The organism is Mesorhizobium loti (genome assembly GCF_013170705.1).
In the GTDB taxonomy this organism is placed as follows: Bacteria; Pseudomonadota; Alphaproteobacteria; order Rhizobiales; family Rhizobiaceae; genus Mesorhizobium; species Mesorhizobium loti_D.
In genome coordinates this window covers 5,592,723-5,606,982 of the sequence record NZ_CP033334.1, presented here as the reverse complement: position 1 = coordinate 5,606,982, position 14,260 = coordinate 5,592,723, and the positions used below count along the sequence as shown (strand labels likewise).

The following is a 14,260-nucleotide window of genomic DNA, read 5'->3' as shown; positions in this document are numbered from 1 at the left end:
CCTTTGCCCGGAACAGCTATTGGATGGCGGATGGAAGCGCCTGCTCTTCCATCGTCGGCGGAAGAATTTGTTTTTCCGTCGCAGGCGAAAGTGCCCGGTCCTTTGCCAACGGTGCCTGACGCCCAGAGGCAAGATAGGTTCCCGACACCAGGAACACCATCAGCACCGAATCCAGAATGTCATGGCCGATCAGGATGCCCGTCATCCCTGCGGTCAGATAGGTGATCAGAAGGATGACGATCATGGTAGCGCCGAACCGCTCGATGGGATCCGTGCTGTTGCGCAGCACCAGGGCGGCATTCCTGGCGGCAACCACGAAGATCGCCGCCAGCGCCACGGCGCCCAGTATTCCCGCCTGCACCAGGGCGGTCAGAAAGCCGTTGTGGAAATGACTGAAGCCGGCGTCCATGCCGAACTGATCCTGGAAGCCCTGCTTTATCAAGGTCTGGGTGGCACCGACTCCATGGCCGAACAATGGCATCTCATGAAACGCCTTGAGGCCGATATCCCATAGAGCGGCCCGCAATCCCAGGGGTGTCGTGTGGTCGCCATGGGTGGCGAGCGCATCCCAGTCGGAGCGCAGAAACTCGACCCGCCCGGATATGGTCTGGAAGCCGACAGCAGCGACCACGGCGCCGACTGCCAGCAACAGCAACAGCAGGCGCACGGCATTTCTCCCCCTCAGTTTCTGCTGGTTGATCAGCAGAACGGCGATGCCGGCGATCAGCAGTGCCAGCCAGATGATGCGCGTTTGGGAGTAGATGATGGCGATCGTCCCGCCGAGTGCCGCGAAGACGAGGGCCATCCGGCCTCGCTCGATGCCCGACAGGGCACCGGCCACACAGACCATCACTCCAAGGCACAGGACCTCCGCGAACACGATTGCGTTCCCGGCTCCGCCCTCGGCGCGCTTGCCAAGCCAATACTGCTGGAAGACCGCCAGAAACAGCGCCACAAAGCAGGCCGCCATGCTGCTCAGCACGATGATGCGCACAAGCGTTGTTTTCCGTGTAATGCTCCAGGTCGAATAGGAGATGGGGAAAAACAGGAAGGTGACGAGCGGAATCAGGTGCGACGCGTCCCTGGCGATCGCGTTGTTGACGATGGAGGCCACGAGATTGGCCGCGCAATAGGCATAGATCGCGATCGTCAGCATCATCATCGCCGGGTCGGTATTGAAGCGTCTTTTCCTGAATGCGATCAACAGGATGGACCACAGGCCACCACCATTGAACACAAAGCTGACCGCCGACCCCAGAACCGGGGGAAAAAAGAAGCAAACGATGGAAAAGTAGATATTGATCCGCGAAGGCGTGAATTGCTGTCTTACAGACGAAAGCCGGTCCAAGTTTCGGGCTCGCTATTCTCGAGTAGCTTTATGCGGCACATCCCGTTTAGCGGAACCGAATGTGCTCGCCTCGAAATCGCCCATGCCTCATGATGCATCTTGCCCGCTTCCAGAGGCTTGTATAGCGGCTGAACTGTCTTTTCGATAGTGCGGCGGGGCTGCTTGTCACCGAAAATCGGCGACCGGCGGCCGTCGATTGGGAAAGGATTCCGGAAGCGTTTGCCGTCACATTCTCACGAGCAATATTTTCCCTGCCTTTTCTCGATTGGAGGCCCTGCGAACAGAAATTTCCGGGTTCTGGCGCAAGCATGGAAAATTCATTCTCGAACTGACCGCTGCCTGGCTCGTCTTGCATTGTTCTGCCGTGCGCCGATCTGCTAGAACGCCCGCACGAAAACACTTTGTCCAGAAGCGAAGCTTGAACCGGGCGCAAAACGCTCGATGATTTGACGCAAGGTCTTCTGTCAAGGCACGAGAGAACGCTCACAGTCCATGACCATAGCGCTTACGCATCTGCAGCGGCTTGAAGCCGAGTCCATCCACATATTCCGCGAGGTTGCGGCCGCCTTCACCAAGCCGGTCATGCTCTATTCGGTCGGCAAGGATTCATCCGTGCTGATGCATCTGGCGATGAAGGCGTTCTATCCCGCCAAGCCGCCATTTCCATTTCTTCACGTCGACACCACCTGGAAATTCCGCGAAATGATCGCTTTTCGCGATCAGATGGCACAAAAACTCGGATTCGACCTGCTGGTCCATGTCAACGAAGACGGCGTGCGCGACAACATCAATCCGTTCGACCACGGCTCGAACACCCATACCCATGTGATGAAAACCGTGGCGCTGCGCCAGGCGCTCGACAAATACGGTTTCGATGCCGCCTTTGGCGGCGCCCGCCGCGACGAGGAGAAGTCGCGCGCCAAGGAGCGCATATTTTCGTTCCGCAATGCCCAGCATGTGTGGGATCCGAAGAACCAGCGCCCCGAAATGTGGAAGATATTCAACACTCGCATCGCATCGGGCGAATCGATCCGCGTCTTCCCGCTGTCGAACTGGACCGAACTCGATATCTGGCAGTACATCCTGCAGGAGAACATCCCGATCGTGCCGCTCTATTTCGCCAAGGAACGGCCGGTGGTGGAACGCGACGGCATGCTGATCCTCAAGGACGACGACCGCATGAAACTGCGTCCCGGCGAGACGGTCGAGAACCGGCTGGTCCGGTTCCGCACCTTGGGCTGCTATCCGCTCACTGGCGCGATCGAATCCGATGCCGACACCCTTGAAGCCATCGTTGGCGAGATGCTGACCGCGCGCACCTCTGAACGACAAGGTCGCTTGATCGACCGTGATGAGGCAGGCTCGATGGAAAAGAAGAAGCGCGAGGGGTATTTCTGACCATGCGTCATATCATGGCAAAAAGCCTTGCTCCCACAGATAGCGTCCGCGATTACCTCGCCGCGCAGGAGAAGAAGTCGCTGCTGCGCTTCCTGACCTGCGGTTCGGTCGATGACGGTAAGTCGACGCTGATCGGACGCTTGTTGTCCGACACCAAGCAGATCTTCGAGGACCAGCTCGCCGCGCTCGAGCGCGATTCGCGCAAGCACGGCACCACTGGCGACGACATCGATTTCGCGCTGCTGGTGGACGGCCTCGAGGCCGAGCGCGAGCAAGGCATCACCATCGACGTCGCCTACCGCTTCTTTGCCACGCCGAAGCGCAAGTTCATCGTCGCCGACACGCCCGGCCACGAACAGTATACCCGAAACATGGCGACGGGCGCCTCGACCGCCGACCTGGCGATCGTGCTGATCGATGCAAGGCAAGGGGTGCTGCGCCAGACAAGGCGCCATTCGATAATCGCTTCGCTGCTCGGCATCCGCCACATCGTGCTGGCTGTCAACAAGATCGATCTCGTCGATTTCGACCAGGCGGTTTTCGACCGGATCGTCGAAGACTACGGACAATTCTCGCGTGCTCTCGGTTTCCAGACCATCGTGCCGATCCCGATGTCGGCCCGCTACGGCGATAATGTCAGCGTCCGCTCTGACAACATGCAATGGTATGCCGGCCCGACGCTGATCGAGCACCTCGAGACCGTTTCGGTCGAAGAGGCGGCTGTCGAGCAGCCGTTCCGTTTTCCGGTGCAGTACGTCAACCGCCCCAATCTCGACTTCCGCGGCTTTGCCGGCACGATCGCGTCCGGCGCCATTGCGCCAGGCGACGAGGTGGTGGTCGCCAAATCCGGCAAGTCCTCGCATGTCAAACGCATCGTCGCCCATGGCGGCGATCTCAAACAGGCGGTGGCAGGCCAGGCCATCACGCTCGTTCTTGACGATGAGGTCGAGGTCTCCAGAGGCAACATGCTGGTTTCGCCGGCCGCCAGGCCGCAGGTTGCCGATCAGTTCGCCGCCAACATCGTCTGGTTTGACGAGCATGCGCTGCTGCCGGGCCGGTCCTACATCCTGCGTACCGAAACCGACCAGACCAGCGCTACCGTCACCGACCTGAAATACCGTATCAATGTCAACGACTTCGCGCATGAAGCGGCCAAGTCGCTTGAAATGAACGAAGTCGGCATCTGCAACATCTCGACGCGGGCGCCGATCGCCTTCGATCCCTTCGCCGAGAACCGCACCACCGGCGCCTTCATCCTGATCGATCGCATCTCGAACGCCACCGTCGGCGCCGGCATGATCGTGCACTCGCTGCGTCGTGCCGAAAACATCCACTGGCAGTCGCTCGATGTCGGCAAGCGCGTGCGCGCCGACATGAAGAACCAGCGGCCCGCCGTGTTCTGGTTCACCGGGCTTTCGGGGTCCGGCAAGTCGACCATCGCCAATCTGTTCGAGAAGAAGCTGTTCGCCACCGGCCGGCACACCTATATCCTGGACGGCGACAATGTCCGTCACGGTCTCAACCGCGATCTCGGCTTCACCGATGCCGACCGGGTCGAGAACATCCGCCGCGTGGCCGAGGTGGCCAAGCTGATGGCCGATGCCGGGCTGATCGTCATTGTCTCGTTCATTTCGCCGTTCAGCGCCGAACGGCGCATGGCGCGCGAACTGATGGCCGATGGCGAGTTCATCGAGGTGTTTGTCGACACGCCTTTCGAGGAGTGCGCCAGGCGCGATCCGAAGGGCCTCTATGCCCGGGCGCTGAACGGCGAGATCAAGAACTTCACCGGTGTCGATTCCCCTTACGAGGCGCCGGAAAAACCGGAAATCCATCTAAAGACGCTCGGCAGATCGGCTGAAGAGATGGTAGATGCCCTGGAACACTGGCTGAACGAGCGTGACATTGCCGAAGACCAATATGACAACGGCGGCGGTATCTGACGACAAGTCGATGCTCGATATCTTCGAGCAATTGGCCCTGGCGGCCGGACGCGAGGTCATGCGTGTGTTCCACGCCGGCTGCGCGGTTGACCGCAAATCAGACTCCTCGCCGGTGACCGAGGCGGATCGCGAAAGCGAGAAGATCATTCTCGCCGGCCTGCGCGGCGCATTTCCCGAGATTCCCTGCGTGGCCGAGGAGGAGGCGGCGGCCGGTGTCATGCCGCCCGATCTTGGCGACGCCTTCTTCCTCGTCGATCCGCTCGACGGTACCAAGGAATTCGTCAATCGCCGCACCGACTTCACCGTCAACATCGCGCTTGTGCGCCATGGCGTGCCGGAAGTCGGCGTCGTTTTCGCCCCTTGCACCGGCCGTTTCTTTTCCGGTCTGCCGGGCAGGGCGGAGAGCCTCGAAGTCGATGGTGATTACCAGATCGTCGCGCGCCGGCCAATTTCAGTGAGAACGGCAGCAGTGCCGTTGGCCGTGGTTGCCAGCCGCTCCCACAACACGCCGGAAACCGAAGCCTACATTCGCGACCTCGGCGCCGCCGAGATCGTCTCGGTCGGGTCCTCGTTGAAATTCTGCCTTCTGGCGAGTGCCGAGGCGGATGTCTATCCGCGCTTCGGCCGCACCATGGAATGGGACACGGCGGCGGGCGACGCAGTGCTGCGCGCGGCGGGCGGCATGACACGCACGCTGGACGGCAAGCCCTTGGCCTACGGCAAACGCGACCAGGCCGACGACGAGGATTTCGCCAACCCGCATTTCATCGCCAGCGGCAGGCTGGAGCCGGCAACAGCGCTTGCGGGCGCCGTGGTGAAAAATTCCGGTCGGTAGTTTATCCTGTGCCGACAGTTGCTGAGTCGGTAATTCGATGTCCTTTTTCAAAAAATGCCGTGCCGTTATCTTCGGCGGATTTCCAGTATATACCAAAAATAAAGATGAAATAGTTTTCCGGATATTGGTCGGCGTTTATACCGTCTCTCCTGTCTTATTCGTCATCATAGAAATGTCTCCGACTGCCTTGGCATTCATCGCCGCTCTCGCCGGAGTTCTTTCCCTGTGGACCACGCGCTCAAGCTTTGACGAGGGAATAAAAACCCTTGCGCTAGCTCTCGGTGCCTTGTCTTTCTTTGTCTGCTTGAGCGTTCTGTGGTCAGTCGACAGGGCTCGCTCTCTCGCGGCGGCGAGAGACGTTTTCAGCTATTCGATCGCCGCTATCCTGCTGCTTCAGTGCATCCTCACGCTTCCAAACGCGCAACGTGGCCGGCTGGTGAAAGCGTCATTGGCAGGCTTGCTGGTCGGCGTATTGGCCGTGACGGGTCGAGAATTGTATTTTGCGTTTTGCACCGAGAATCCACGATTTGTGGGAAATGTTTTCACGCTCCATAAGATTACGGTCTACGGAGCGTTTTTTGCAGCCATACTCCTTTCCCAACCGGTGCTGCTTTGGAAGGGGCTTGCTGCTGTCTTTGCCGTGCTGACCTTGCTGTACGGTCAATCGACAGGTGTCGATGTGGCAATAATCCTCGTGGCGGTGATTTTCGCCATTCCGGCGAGATTCCGCCAACGCGCTTTCGTCGTCTTCTTTGCTGCGTATATAGTTTTCGCCTTAATTGCGCCGTTCGTTGTCTCCTCGCTGTTCACCTTGCTCGAAACGAAGGGATTGTTGGCTTTCCACCCTGGAACCTTTGCCGCGCGGCTTGATCTCTGGCAGATGATTTCACCCCATATTGCGGAAAAGCCGATTCTTGGCCATGGCGCGAACACTATGAGAAACGCGGTCGGCGTTGTCGTGAACCCCACATACTACGCGCTAACGGATCTCCCAAGCGCGCATAATGTCGTATTCGATTTGTGGTACGAACTGGGAGTAGTCGGTATCACCGCTTATGCTTTGGTGCTGGCCGCGATCATGAGGATGATTGGTCGTCTGAGAGGCCCATCCCATTTCATGTCCGGCAGCTGCCTGATCATAGCCGTTGTCGAGTTGTCGGTCGACCATCGGATCTGGCTGTCATGGGTTTTGGGAGCTTTGGTCTTCACGGCGAGCCTTTGCATACTGCACAGCCATTCGATCATCCGGCCGAGAGCGGATGATCGGATCAAGGTCGGCATCGCGCCATTGCGCGAATAGTTATGCCGAGCGGGGGCCTGCGAGTAATCGACCGTCGGTACCGCGAGCGATGCGCGTCGGAACCTGATGCTTGCGACGATTACTCGGCCGCGGCCTGCGCCGAGTTCGAGCCGATATAGTTACGGATCGTCTCGATGATCCGGTCCTGGTCGGCTTCACTGAGATAGGGGTGCATCGGCAGGCACAGGATGCGCTTCGGCAGGTCCTCCGAAACGGCAAGGCCGGTCGGTGTGCGCGGGTAGTCGCGATAGGCGACCTGGGCATGCAGCGGCTTGACGTAGTAGATGACGGACGGAATGCCCTTCTCGCCGAGATGCGCCTTCAGACCGTCGCGCTTGGGCGTCTCGATCGCGTATTGGGCCCAGGCGGAACGGCTGCCATCGAGATTGCGGGCGGCCGTGACGATGTCGCCGAGCCCTTCGGCATAGCGATTTGCCACCACCTGGCGCGCGACCATCTCCTCTTCGAGGATGGCGAGCTTTTCGATGAGGATCGCCGCCTGCAGCGTGTCGAGCCGCGAATTGATGCCGACGCGAACATTGTCGTACTGGGTCTCGCCCTTGCCGTGGAAGGCGAAGGAACGCAACTTGTCCGCCAGCGCGTCATCGTTGGTGAACATCGCGCCGCCGTCGCCATAGCAGCCAAGCGGCTTGGCCGGGTAGAAGCTGGTCGAGCCGACATGGCCGAAGGCGCCGCACATCTTGCCGTCATGCGATCCGCCCATCGACTGGGCGGCGTCCTCGATCACCAACAGTCCTTCGCGGTCGGCAATGGCCATGATGGCCTCGTAGTCGGCGGCAAGCCCGAACAGGTCGACCGGGATGATCGCCTTCGGCTTCAGCCGGCCTTCCTTCTTGATCATGGCAATCGTCGCCTCGAGACTGGCGATGTCGATGTTGTAGGTTGCTGGATCGACATCGACGAAGACGGGTTCCGCCTTGGCCAGCGCCACCACTTCGGCGGTGGCGGCGAAGGTGAAGCTCGGCACGAAGACCGCATCGCCCGGGCCAATGCCGGCCGCGAACAGCGGCAGCAGCAGCGCATCGGTGCCGTTGGCGCAGGCCACGACATGCTTGGTGCCGACATAGGCGGCGAGCTTCTTCTCGAATTCCGCGACCTGGGGGCCGAGGATGTAGCGGCCGTCCTCGACAACATGGTCGATCGCGGCTTTCAGCCGGTCGCGGATGCGTTCGCGCTGCGCGCCAAGATCAATGAACTGCATGTCGGCCTCAAAAACGTTTTTTAACAAGGCGGTTTAGCCAGATAACGGCCCGCTGGTACCAGAGTTGCGCCTGCCGAGAAAGCGCACAGTCGGGGCCGCCGATTGCCCGGCTGTCGCGGTCTGTTACCACTGCTTTCCGGCGGATACTGGCCAGATGCCGGAAATCCGGGCCTCGTCGGGCGCGATCCGGCTCTTATAGCCCTCAGGATCGGTCCTGCGAAACATAAAGTGATCGACTGGCTCAACTTATGTTGAACGTTGCTCAGGCGATTTCGTGCCGCCACGGTGGATTGGCACCGGCGCGTGATACGGTCACCGCTGCTGCCTTGGCACCAAGCGCCAGAGCCTTGCGGATCGCGTCTTTCGTGAGGCCGCCGATGGACGCCTTCGTCAGCAGGCCCTGTTCATGCAGCGAGGCGAGGATGCCGGCGTTGAACGTGTCGCCCGCACCGACCGTGTCGACCACCTCGACCTTTTCCGGCATCACGGTGACGGCGTGGTCCTTGGTGTAACCGACGGCGCCTTCGCTGCCATGGGTCACGACGATCAGCTTGGGACCGCGCTCAAGCCAGTTTCGCACGACATCTTCGTGCGAACCCGCTTCGCCGAACCAGTTGAGGTCTTCGTCCGACAGTTTCACGATATCGGCCATCGCCATCATCTCCCGGATGCGCCTGAGGTGCTTGGCCTTGTCCGGGATGAAGTTCGGCCGGATGTTGGGATCGAGCATCATGACACGGCTCGCATGCTCGCGCCGCATGAACTCTTCATAGGCACTGCCGGCGGGCTCCGAGATCAGGCTGATGGCGCCGAACAGCATGGCCTCGATCTCGTTGCCAAGCGCCGGCAGGTCATCGATGGTAAGCAGGCGTCCGGCGGTGTTCTCGTCGTAGAAGGTATAGGTCGCCTGGCCGTTGGTGAGCTTCACGAAGGCCAGCGTCGTCGGCCTGGGCGAGGTATGGGCGTAGGTGGAGCTTACCTTGCTCGCCCCCAGCGCGTCCCTGAACTGGCCGCCGAAAAGATCCGACGACAGGCCCGAAAAGAAGCCGGCCGACGCGCCGAGCCGCCCAAGCGCGATCGCCGTGTTGAACACCGCGCCGCCGACATAGGGAGCAAAGGCAGGTTCGCCCTGCGTCGTGGTGCGCGGCAGCATGTCGATCAGGGCTTCGCCGCAGCAAAGGATCATGGTTTCCTCGTCTCCGGCGGATAGATCACGCCCTTGCGGATGATGATGTTGGCGTAAAGCCGTGGCTCGCTTGTCGCGACGATGGCATGCGCCGATTTGACCCGTGCATAGAAGTCGGCGCCGGCCAGCGCAACCACCTTGCGGCCGGGAGCGCGTTTGGCGCAGATCGCCTCTATCTCGTGATGGACTGGATCGGCGCGCGACGGGTCGCCTTTCACGGATGCGCGGAACAACGCTTCCGGCACCGCGTCGTCCACCGGCAGGACGCTCAGGATCGCGTCAAGCACCGGAATGAGCGGATGACCGTCGGCCCGGACGAGGCGCTTTGCCTGCTCCTCTGCCGGATAGTTCCCGTCGACCAGGGCGATCTCGTCGCCATGGCCCATGGCGCGCAATGTCGCCAGAAGTTCCGGACCGAGCAGCGCCGGGATCCCGATCAGCATTCAGGCGCTCCTGGAAATCGTCGTCGAACCGATCAGGAAGCGTTCGGACAGCGGCAGGCTGGCGCCGCCGAGCGCCCGGGCATGGATGCCGACGGTTCCCTCGCGAACCGCGGGCAGTTTCAGGCCTTCGCCGTCGATTGTCGCGATGGCCGCGATAATGGCGTTGACCAGCCGACGGCGCACCGCCCGCGGCATCCAGCCGTCGATCACCGCCGCCTCGAAATCGATGACCGAGGATGCCGCGACGATGGCATAGGCAAGCGCCCGTGAGGCACTGGCGATCCAGTCGTCGAGTTCGGAGCCGATCTCGCCCCAGTCCTCTGGTGACGTCCACAGATGCGAAGCCTCGACGCCGCGGGCATTGAGCGCCTTTTCCAGCATGGCGATCGACGCCACGTCGATCAGCTGGGTCGGCTTGCCGTCCGGCCCCGGCACCGGCATGGAGCCTAGCGCGCCGGCATTGCCGGTCGGGCCGCCGAACAGCCGGCCGTTGAGCACGATGCCGCCGCCGGCGAAGGCGCCGATGTAGAAATAAACGAAGTCACGCGCGCCGCCCGCCTGGCCGAAGACGAGTTCCGCGCCGCAGGCCGACGTGGCGTCGTTTTGCAGATACACCGGAAAATCGCATTGCGCCTGGATATCGCCCCTGATGTCGCGGCGGCGCCATTCGTTCATGACGTCGCGCGGCGCGCCGGCGGTATCGGCCCAGTTCCACAATTCGAACGGCATGGCGATGCCGAGCCCGGCAATGCGCTTGTCCTGCGCCGGCGTCAGTTCGCCGCGCATCTTTTTCATGCCATCGGTGACGAATTCCACCGTCTCGCGCGGTGCCGGATAGCGATAGGAGTGCTGCAGCATCGAGCGCACATTCCCGAGGAAATCGATCAGCACCAGTTCAGCGCTACGGCGGCCGATCTTGAGGCCGATGAAAAAGGCGCCCTCCGGATTGAGCGCCATCGGTATCGAGGGCTGGCCGATCTTGCCGCGCAGCGGCGCCTGGCGCACGAGCAGGCCTTCTTCCTCCAGCTCGCGCATGATGACCGAAACCGTCTGTGCCGACAGTCCGGTCATGCGCGCGATATCGGATTTCGCCAGGCTGCCATGCTGACGCACCAGCGAGAGCACCAGCCGCTCGTTGTGGTCGCGCATGCCGCTCTGGTTGGTGCCGCGGTGAATCAGGCTCTCATTCGCTTCGGGCGAACCGTGCCTCGCAGTGGCGGTTTCCACCCTGTTCCTCCCGTCGTTTCCCCTCAATGCTTTTGGGCCAGAATGAGTGAAGGACGCAAGGCTGTCAATAATAAATAAGAGTGATTTAATTATTGACAGAGCCCTCGGTCTGGTGTCTGTTGAAGGGGCGTCCACGCTGGGAGAAATTCGTTGGATGCGCCGTAGATGCCGGTTGGCCGGCATCCGGAATGGTTCCACTGGGAGGAAGATCGTGACCAATACAAAACTGTTGAAATCGACCGTGTTTGCCGCGGCTGCCCTGGGTCTGATGGCGCTTGCCTCGTCCGCATCCGCGGCCGGTGTCGGCGCCTGCCTGATCACCAAGACCGACACCAACCCCTTCTTCGTCAAGATGAAGGAAGGTGCCACGGCGAAGGCCAAGGAGCTCGGCGTCGACCTCAAGACCTATGCCGGCAAGATCGACGGCGACAGTGAGAGCCAGGTGGCGGCGATCGAAAGCTGCATCGCCGACGGCGCCAAGGGTATCCTGATCACCGCCTCCGACACCAAGGGCATCGTGCCGACCGTCAAGAAGGCCCGCGACGCCGGCCTGCTGGTGATCGCGCTCGACACGCCGCTCGACCCGATCGACGCGGCCGACGCGACCTTCGCCACCGACAATCTGGAAGCCGGCAAGCTGATCGGTGCCTGGGCCGCCGCGACGCTCGGCGACAAGGCCAAGGACGCCAAGATCGGCTTCCTCGACCTGACGCCGTCGCAGCCGACGGTGGACGTGCTGCGCGACCAGGGCTTCATGATGGGCTACGGCATCGATGTGAAGGATCCCAACAAGATCGGCGATGAGACCGATCCGCGCATCGTCGGCCACGATGTCACCAACGGCAACGAGGAGGGCGGCCGCAAGGCGATGGAGAACCTTCTGCAGAAGGACAACACCATCAACGTCATCCACACCATCAACGAGCCGGCCGCTGTCGGCGCCTACCAGGCGCTCAAGGCCGTCGGGCTTGAAAAGCAGGTGCTGATCGTCTCGGTCGACGGCGGCTGCCCCGGCGTGAAGTCGGTGACAGAGGGTGTCATCGGCGCTACGTCGCAACAGTACCCGCTGCAGATGGCAGCACTCGGCATCGAGGCGATCGCCGCCTTCGCCAAGGATGGAACCAAGCCGAAGCCGACCGAAGGAAAGAATTTCTTCGACACCGGCGTCAACCTTGTGACCGACAAGCCGGCCAAGGGCGTCAAATCCATCGACACCAAGGAAGGCCTCGCCAAGTGCTGGGGCTGATGCCGGTCTGACCGGTAATTACCGAACTCGAGCGGTCGGGGCTTGATCCCCGGCCGCTTCGGGTGGACGATGGCTCGCGTGACCGCGAACAATCCCGGCGATAGACCGGAAAGGCGTGGACGGGCGTTGGCGCGTGGCTGACACCCTACGGGGAGGAAACATGTCTCAGGCTCAGGAATTCGAGAAAGTTCTCTCGAGCAGCGACACCAGCGTTGCTGCGTTCGACGAGCACAAATCGGCCGTCAGGCGTATCCAGCATTTCCTGCATTCGACACCGGCGGCGGTGCCGCTGATCGTGCTGGTCCTGTCGATCGTCATCTTCGGCATCACCATTGGCGGGCGCTTCTTCTCGTCCTACACGTTGACGCTGATCCTGCAGCAGATTGCCATCGTCGGTATTCTGGGTGCCGCGCAGACGCTGGTCATCCTGACCGCCGGCATCGACCTGTCGATCGGCGTCATCATGGTGATTTCAGCCGTGATCATGGGCAATTGCGCCGTCAGCTACGGCCTGCCGAGCGTGCTCGCGGTGGCGATCGGCCTTGCCGCCGGTGCTGCCTGCGGGCTGCTCAACGGGCTGCTGGTCGCCTACATGAAGCTGCCGCCTTTCATCGTGACGCTGGGCACCTGGAACATCGTCATGGCCACGAACTTCATCTATTCGGCCAACGAGACGATCCGAGACACCGACGTCGACACCCAGGCGCCGCTGCTGCATCTGTTCGCTCTGAGCTTCAAGGTCGGAACCGCGGTGCTGACGCTCGGTGTCATCGCCATGGTCGCACTGGTGCTGCTCCTCTGGTACGTGCTCAACCACACCGCTTGGGGCCGCCATGTCTACGCCGTCGGCGACGACCAGGAGGCGGCCAAGCTGTCAGGCATACAGACCAAGAAGGTGCTGGTCACTGTCTACACCCTTGCCGGACTGATCGCCGCTTTCGCCGCCTGGGTTTCCATCGGCCGCAACGGTTCGATCTCGCCGTCGGCGGCAGTCACCGACTACAATCTGCAGGCGATCACCGCGACGGTGATCGGCGGTATCTCCCTCTTCGGCGGGCGCGGCTCGATCCTGGGCACGCTGTTCGGCGCCATGATCGTCGGCGTCGTCTCGATGGGACTCAACATGCTGGGCGCCGATCCGCAATGGAAAGTGCTGCTCACCGGCGTGTTGATCATCGGCGCCGTGGCGGTCGACCAATGGATCAGAAAGGTTTCGGCATAGTCATGACCCAGGAGCCCATTCTCACCGCGCGTGGCTTGGTCAAGCGCTATGGCCGCGTCACCGCCCTCGACAATGCCGACTTCGACCTCTACCCCGGCGAAATTCTCGCCGTCATCGGCGACAACGGTGCCGGCAAGTCATCGCTCATCAAGGCGATTTCAGGCGCCGTCGTGCCAGACGAAGGAGAAATACGGCTTGAAGGCAAAACCGTTGCCTTCAAGTCGCCAATGGAAGCCCGCGAAGCCGGCATCGAAACCGTCTACCAGAACCTGGCCCTCTCGCCGGCACTGTCGATCGCCGACAACATGTTCCTCGGCCGCGAGATCCGCAAACCCGGCTTTCTCGGCCAATGGCTGCGCATGCTCGACCGTCCGGCGATGGAAAAGCGCGCCCGCGACAAGCTCACGGAACTCGGCCTTATGACCATCCAGAACATCGGCCAGGCGGTGGAGACGCTCTCGGGCGGCCAGCGCCAAGGCGTCGCGGTGGCGCGCGCCGCTGCCTTCGGCAGCCGCGTTGTGATCATGGACGAACCGACGGCCGCCCTTGGCGTCAAGGAGAGCCGCCGGGTGCTCGAACTGATCCTCGACGTCAAGAAGCGCGGCCTGCCCATCGTTCTGATCTCGCACAACATGCCGCATGTCTTCGAGGTGGCCGACCGTGTCCACATCCACCGCCTCGGTCGTCGTCTCGCCGTCATCGATCCCAAGCAGTATACGATGTCCGATGCGGTCGCCTTCATGACCGGCGCGAAGGCGCCTCCGGAGGCCGCGCTGGCCGCCTGACCGTCAAATTGCCGCAAGGTAAGCTGGCGGAGCTTCATCTAAATCGATTGAATGTATGCTGCGATGCGGTAACATGGGCTGGGATGAATGGTGAAAGCCGGTATGATC

General features: G+C 61.5%; 12 protein-coding genes. 7 read left to right on the top strand and 5 right to left on the bottom strand.

The window, feature by feature from the left end; translation table 11 throughout:
- Positions 1-16 precede the first annotated feature (16 nt).
- A complete protein-coding gene (locus EB815_RS27620; protein ID WP_056563764.1) occupies positions 17-1,348 on the bottom strand; it encodes an O-antigen ligase family protein in 1,332 nt (443 codons plus the stop codon).
- Positions 1,349-1,840: 492 nt separating this feature from the next.
- Between EB815_RS27620 and cysD the strand changes: the two genes are divergently transcribed.
- Genes cysD through EB815_RS27600 form a run of 4 tightly spaced genes read left to right on the top strand, consistent with a single transcriptional unit; the run spans position 1,841 to position 6,821 of the window.
- Positions 1,841-2,746 (top strand): sulfate adenylyltransferase subunit CysD, encoded by a 906-nt coding sequence (gene cysD, locus EB815_RS27615; RefSeq protein WP_056563762.1) that lies wholly within the window; start codon positions 1,841-1,843, stop codon positions 2,744-2,746.
- A gap of 2 nt (positions 2,747-2,748) precedes the next feature.
- Positions 2,749-4,686, top strand: a complete 1,938-nt coding sequence (cysN, locus tag EB815_RS27610; protein ID WP_056563759.1) for a sulfate adenylyltransferase subunit CysN — start codon at positions 2,749-2,751, stop codon at positions 4,684-4,686.
- A gap of 10 nt (positions 4,687-4,696) precedes the next feature.
- Complete coding sequence (gene cysQ, locus EB815_RS27605; RefSeq protein WP_056565615.1) at positions 4,697-5,521, top strand: 3'(2'),5'-bisphosphate nucleotidase CysQ; 825 nt, start codon at positions 4,697-4,699, stop codon at positions 5,519-5,521.
- A gap of 37 nt (positions 5,522-5,558) precedes the next feature.
- Positions 5,559-6,821 carry an O-antigen ligase family protein gene (locus tag EB815_RS27600; RefSeq protein ID WP_056563756.1) on the top strand — a complete coding sequence of 421 codons (1,263 nt, stop codon included), beginning with the start codon at positions 5,559-5,561 and terminating at the stop codon, positions 6,819-6,821.
- Between the two features lie 79 nt (positions 6,822-6,900).
- On the opposite strand, the gene EB815_RS27595 is transcribed toward EB815_RS27600, so the two are convergent.
- The 4 genes from EB815_RS27595 to EB815_RS27580 all read right to left on the bottom strand — a co-directional run bounded on the left by EB815_RS27595 (position 6,901) and on the right by EB815_RS27580 (position 10,899).
- Entirely contained in the window at positions 6,901-8,043 is a 1,143-nt protein-coding gene (locus EB815_RS27595) for a DegT/DnrJ/EryC1/StrS family aminotransferase (RefSeq protein WP_056563753.1), read from the bottom strand.
- 262 nt (positions 8,044-8,305) lie between these two features.
- The gene (locus EB815_RS27590) at positions 8,306-9,229 is read right to left on the bottom strand and encodes a carbohydrate kinase family protein (protein ID WP_056563750.1); all 924 of its coding nucleotides are present in this window, start codon (positions 9,227-9,229) and stop codon (positions 8,306-8,308) included.
- Positions 9,226-9,672, bottom strand: coding sequence for an RbsD/FucU family protein (locus EB815_RS27585; RefSeq protein ID WP_056563747.1), 447 nt, complete (start codon positions 9,670-9,672; stop codon positions 9,226-9,228). The genes EB815_RS27590 and EB815_RS27585 overlap by 4 nt, the downstream gene beginning before the upstream one ends.
- Positions 9,673-10,899 (bottom strand): ROK family transcriptional regulator, encoded by a 1,227-nt coding sequence (locus EB815_RS27580; RefSeq protein ID WP_056563746.1) that lies wholly within the window; start codon positions 10,897-10,899, stop codon positions 9,673-9,675.
- A gap of 268 nt (positions 10,900-11,167) precedes the next feature.
- Between EB815_RS27580 and EB815_RS27575 the strand changes: the two genes are divergently transcribed.
- The 3 genes from EB815_RS27575 (at position 11,168) to EB815_RS27565 (ending at position 14,152) form a co-directional block, all read left to right on the top strand.
- Positions 11,168-12,145 (top strand): sugar ABC transporter substrate-binding protein, encoded by a 978-nt coding sequence (locus tag EB815_RS27575; RefSeq protein WP_413814113.1) that lies wholly within the window; start codon positions 11,168-11,170, stop codon positions 12,143-12,145.
- A gap of 160 nt (positions 12,146-12,305) precedes the next feature.
- A complete protein-coding gene (locus EB815_RS27570) occupies positions 12,306-13,367 on the top strand; it encodes an ABC transporter permease (RefSeq protein WP_056563743.1) in 1,062 nt (353 codons plus the stop codon).
- Positions 13,343-14,152, top strand: coding sequence for an ATP-binding cassette domain-containing protein (locus EB815_RS27565; protein WP_244493895.1), 810 nt, complete (start codon positions 13,343-13,345; stop codon positions 14,150-14,152). Before EB815_RS27570 ends, EB815_RS27565 begins: the two co-directional genes overlap by 25 nt.
- Positions 14,153-14,260: the final 108 nt, after the last annotated feature.

Coding starts and splice junctions, on each gene's coding strand:
- EB815_RS27595 (WP_056563753.1), bottom strand. CDS start 8,043: ATGCAGTTCATTGATCTTGGCGCGCAGCGCGAACGCATCCGCGACCGG.
- EB815_RS27600 (WP_056563756.1), top strand. CDS start 5,559: ATGTCCTTTTTCAAAAAATGCCGTGCCGTTATCTTCGGCGGATTTCCA.
- EB815_RS27590 (WP_056563750.1), bottom strand. CDS start 9,229: ATGATCCTTTGCTGCGGCGAAGCCCTGATCGACATGCTGCCGCGCACC.
- EB815_RS27570 (WP_056563743.1), top strand. CDS start 12,306: ATGTCTCAGGCTCAGGAATTCGAGAAAGTTCTCTCGAGCAGCGACACC.
- cysN (WP_056563759.1), top strand. CDS start 2,749: ATGCGTCATATCATGGCAAAAAGCCTTGCTCCCACAGATAGCGTCCGC.
- EB815_RS27565 (WP_244493895.1), top strand. CDS start 13,343: ATGGATCAGAAAGGTTTCGGCATAGTCATGACCCAGGAGCCCATTCTC.
- cysQ (WP_056565615.1), top strand. CDS start 4,697: ATGCTCGATATCTTCGAGCAATTGGCCCTGGCGGCCGGACGCGAGGTC.
- cysD (WP_056563762.1), top strand. CDS start 1,841: ATGACCATAGCGCTTACGCATCTGCAGCGGCTTGAAGCCGAGTCCATC.
- EB815_RS27575 (WP_413814113.1), top strand. CDS start 11,168: ATGGCGCTTGCCTCGTCCGCATCCGCGGCCGGTGTCGGCGCCTGCCTG.
- EB815_RS27585 (WP_056563747.1), bottom strand. CDS start 9,672: ATGCTGATCGGGATCCCGGCGCTGCTCGGTCCGGAACTTCTGGCGACA.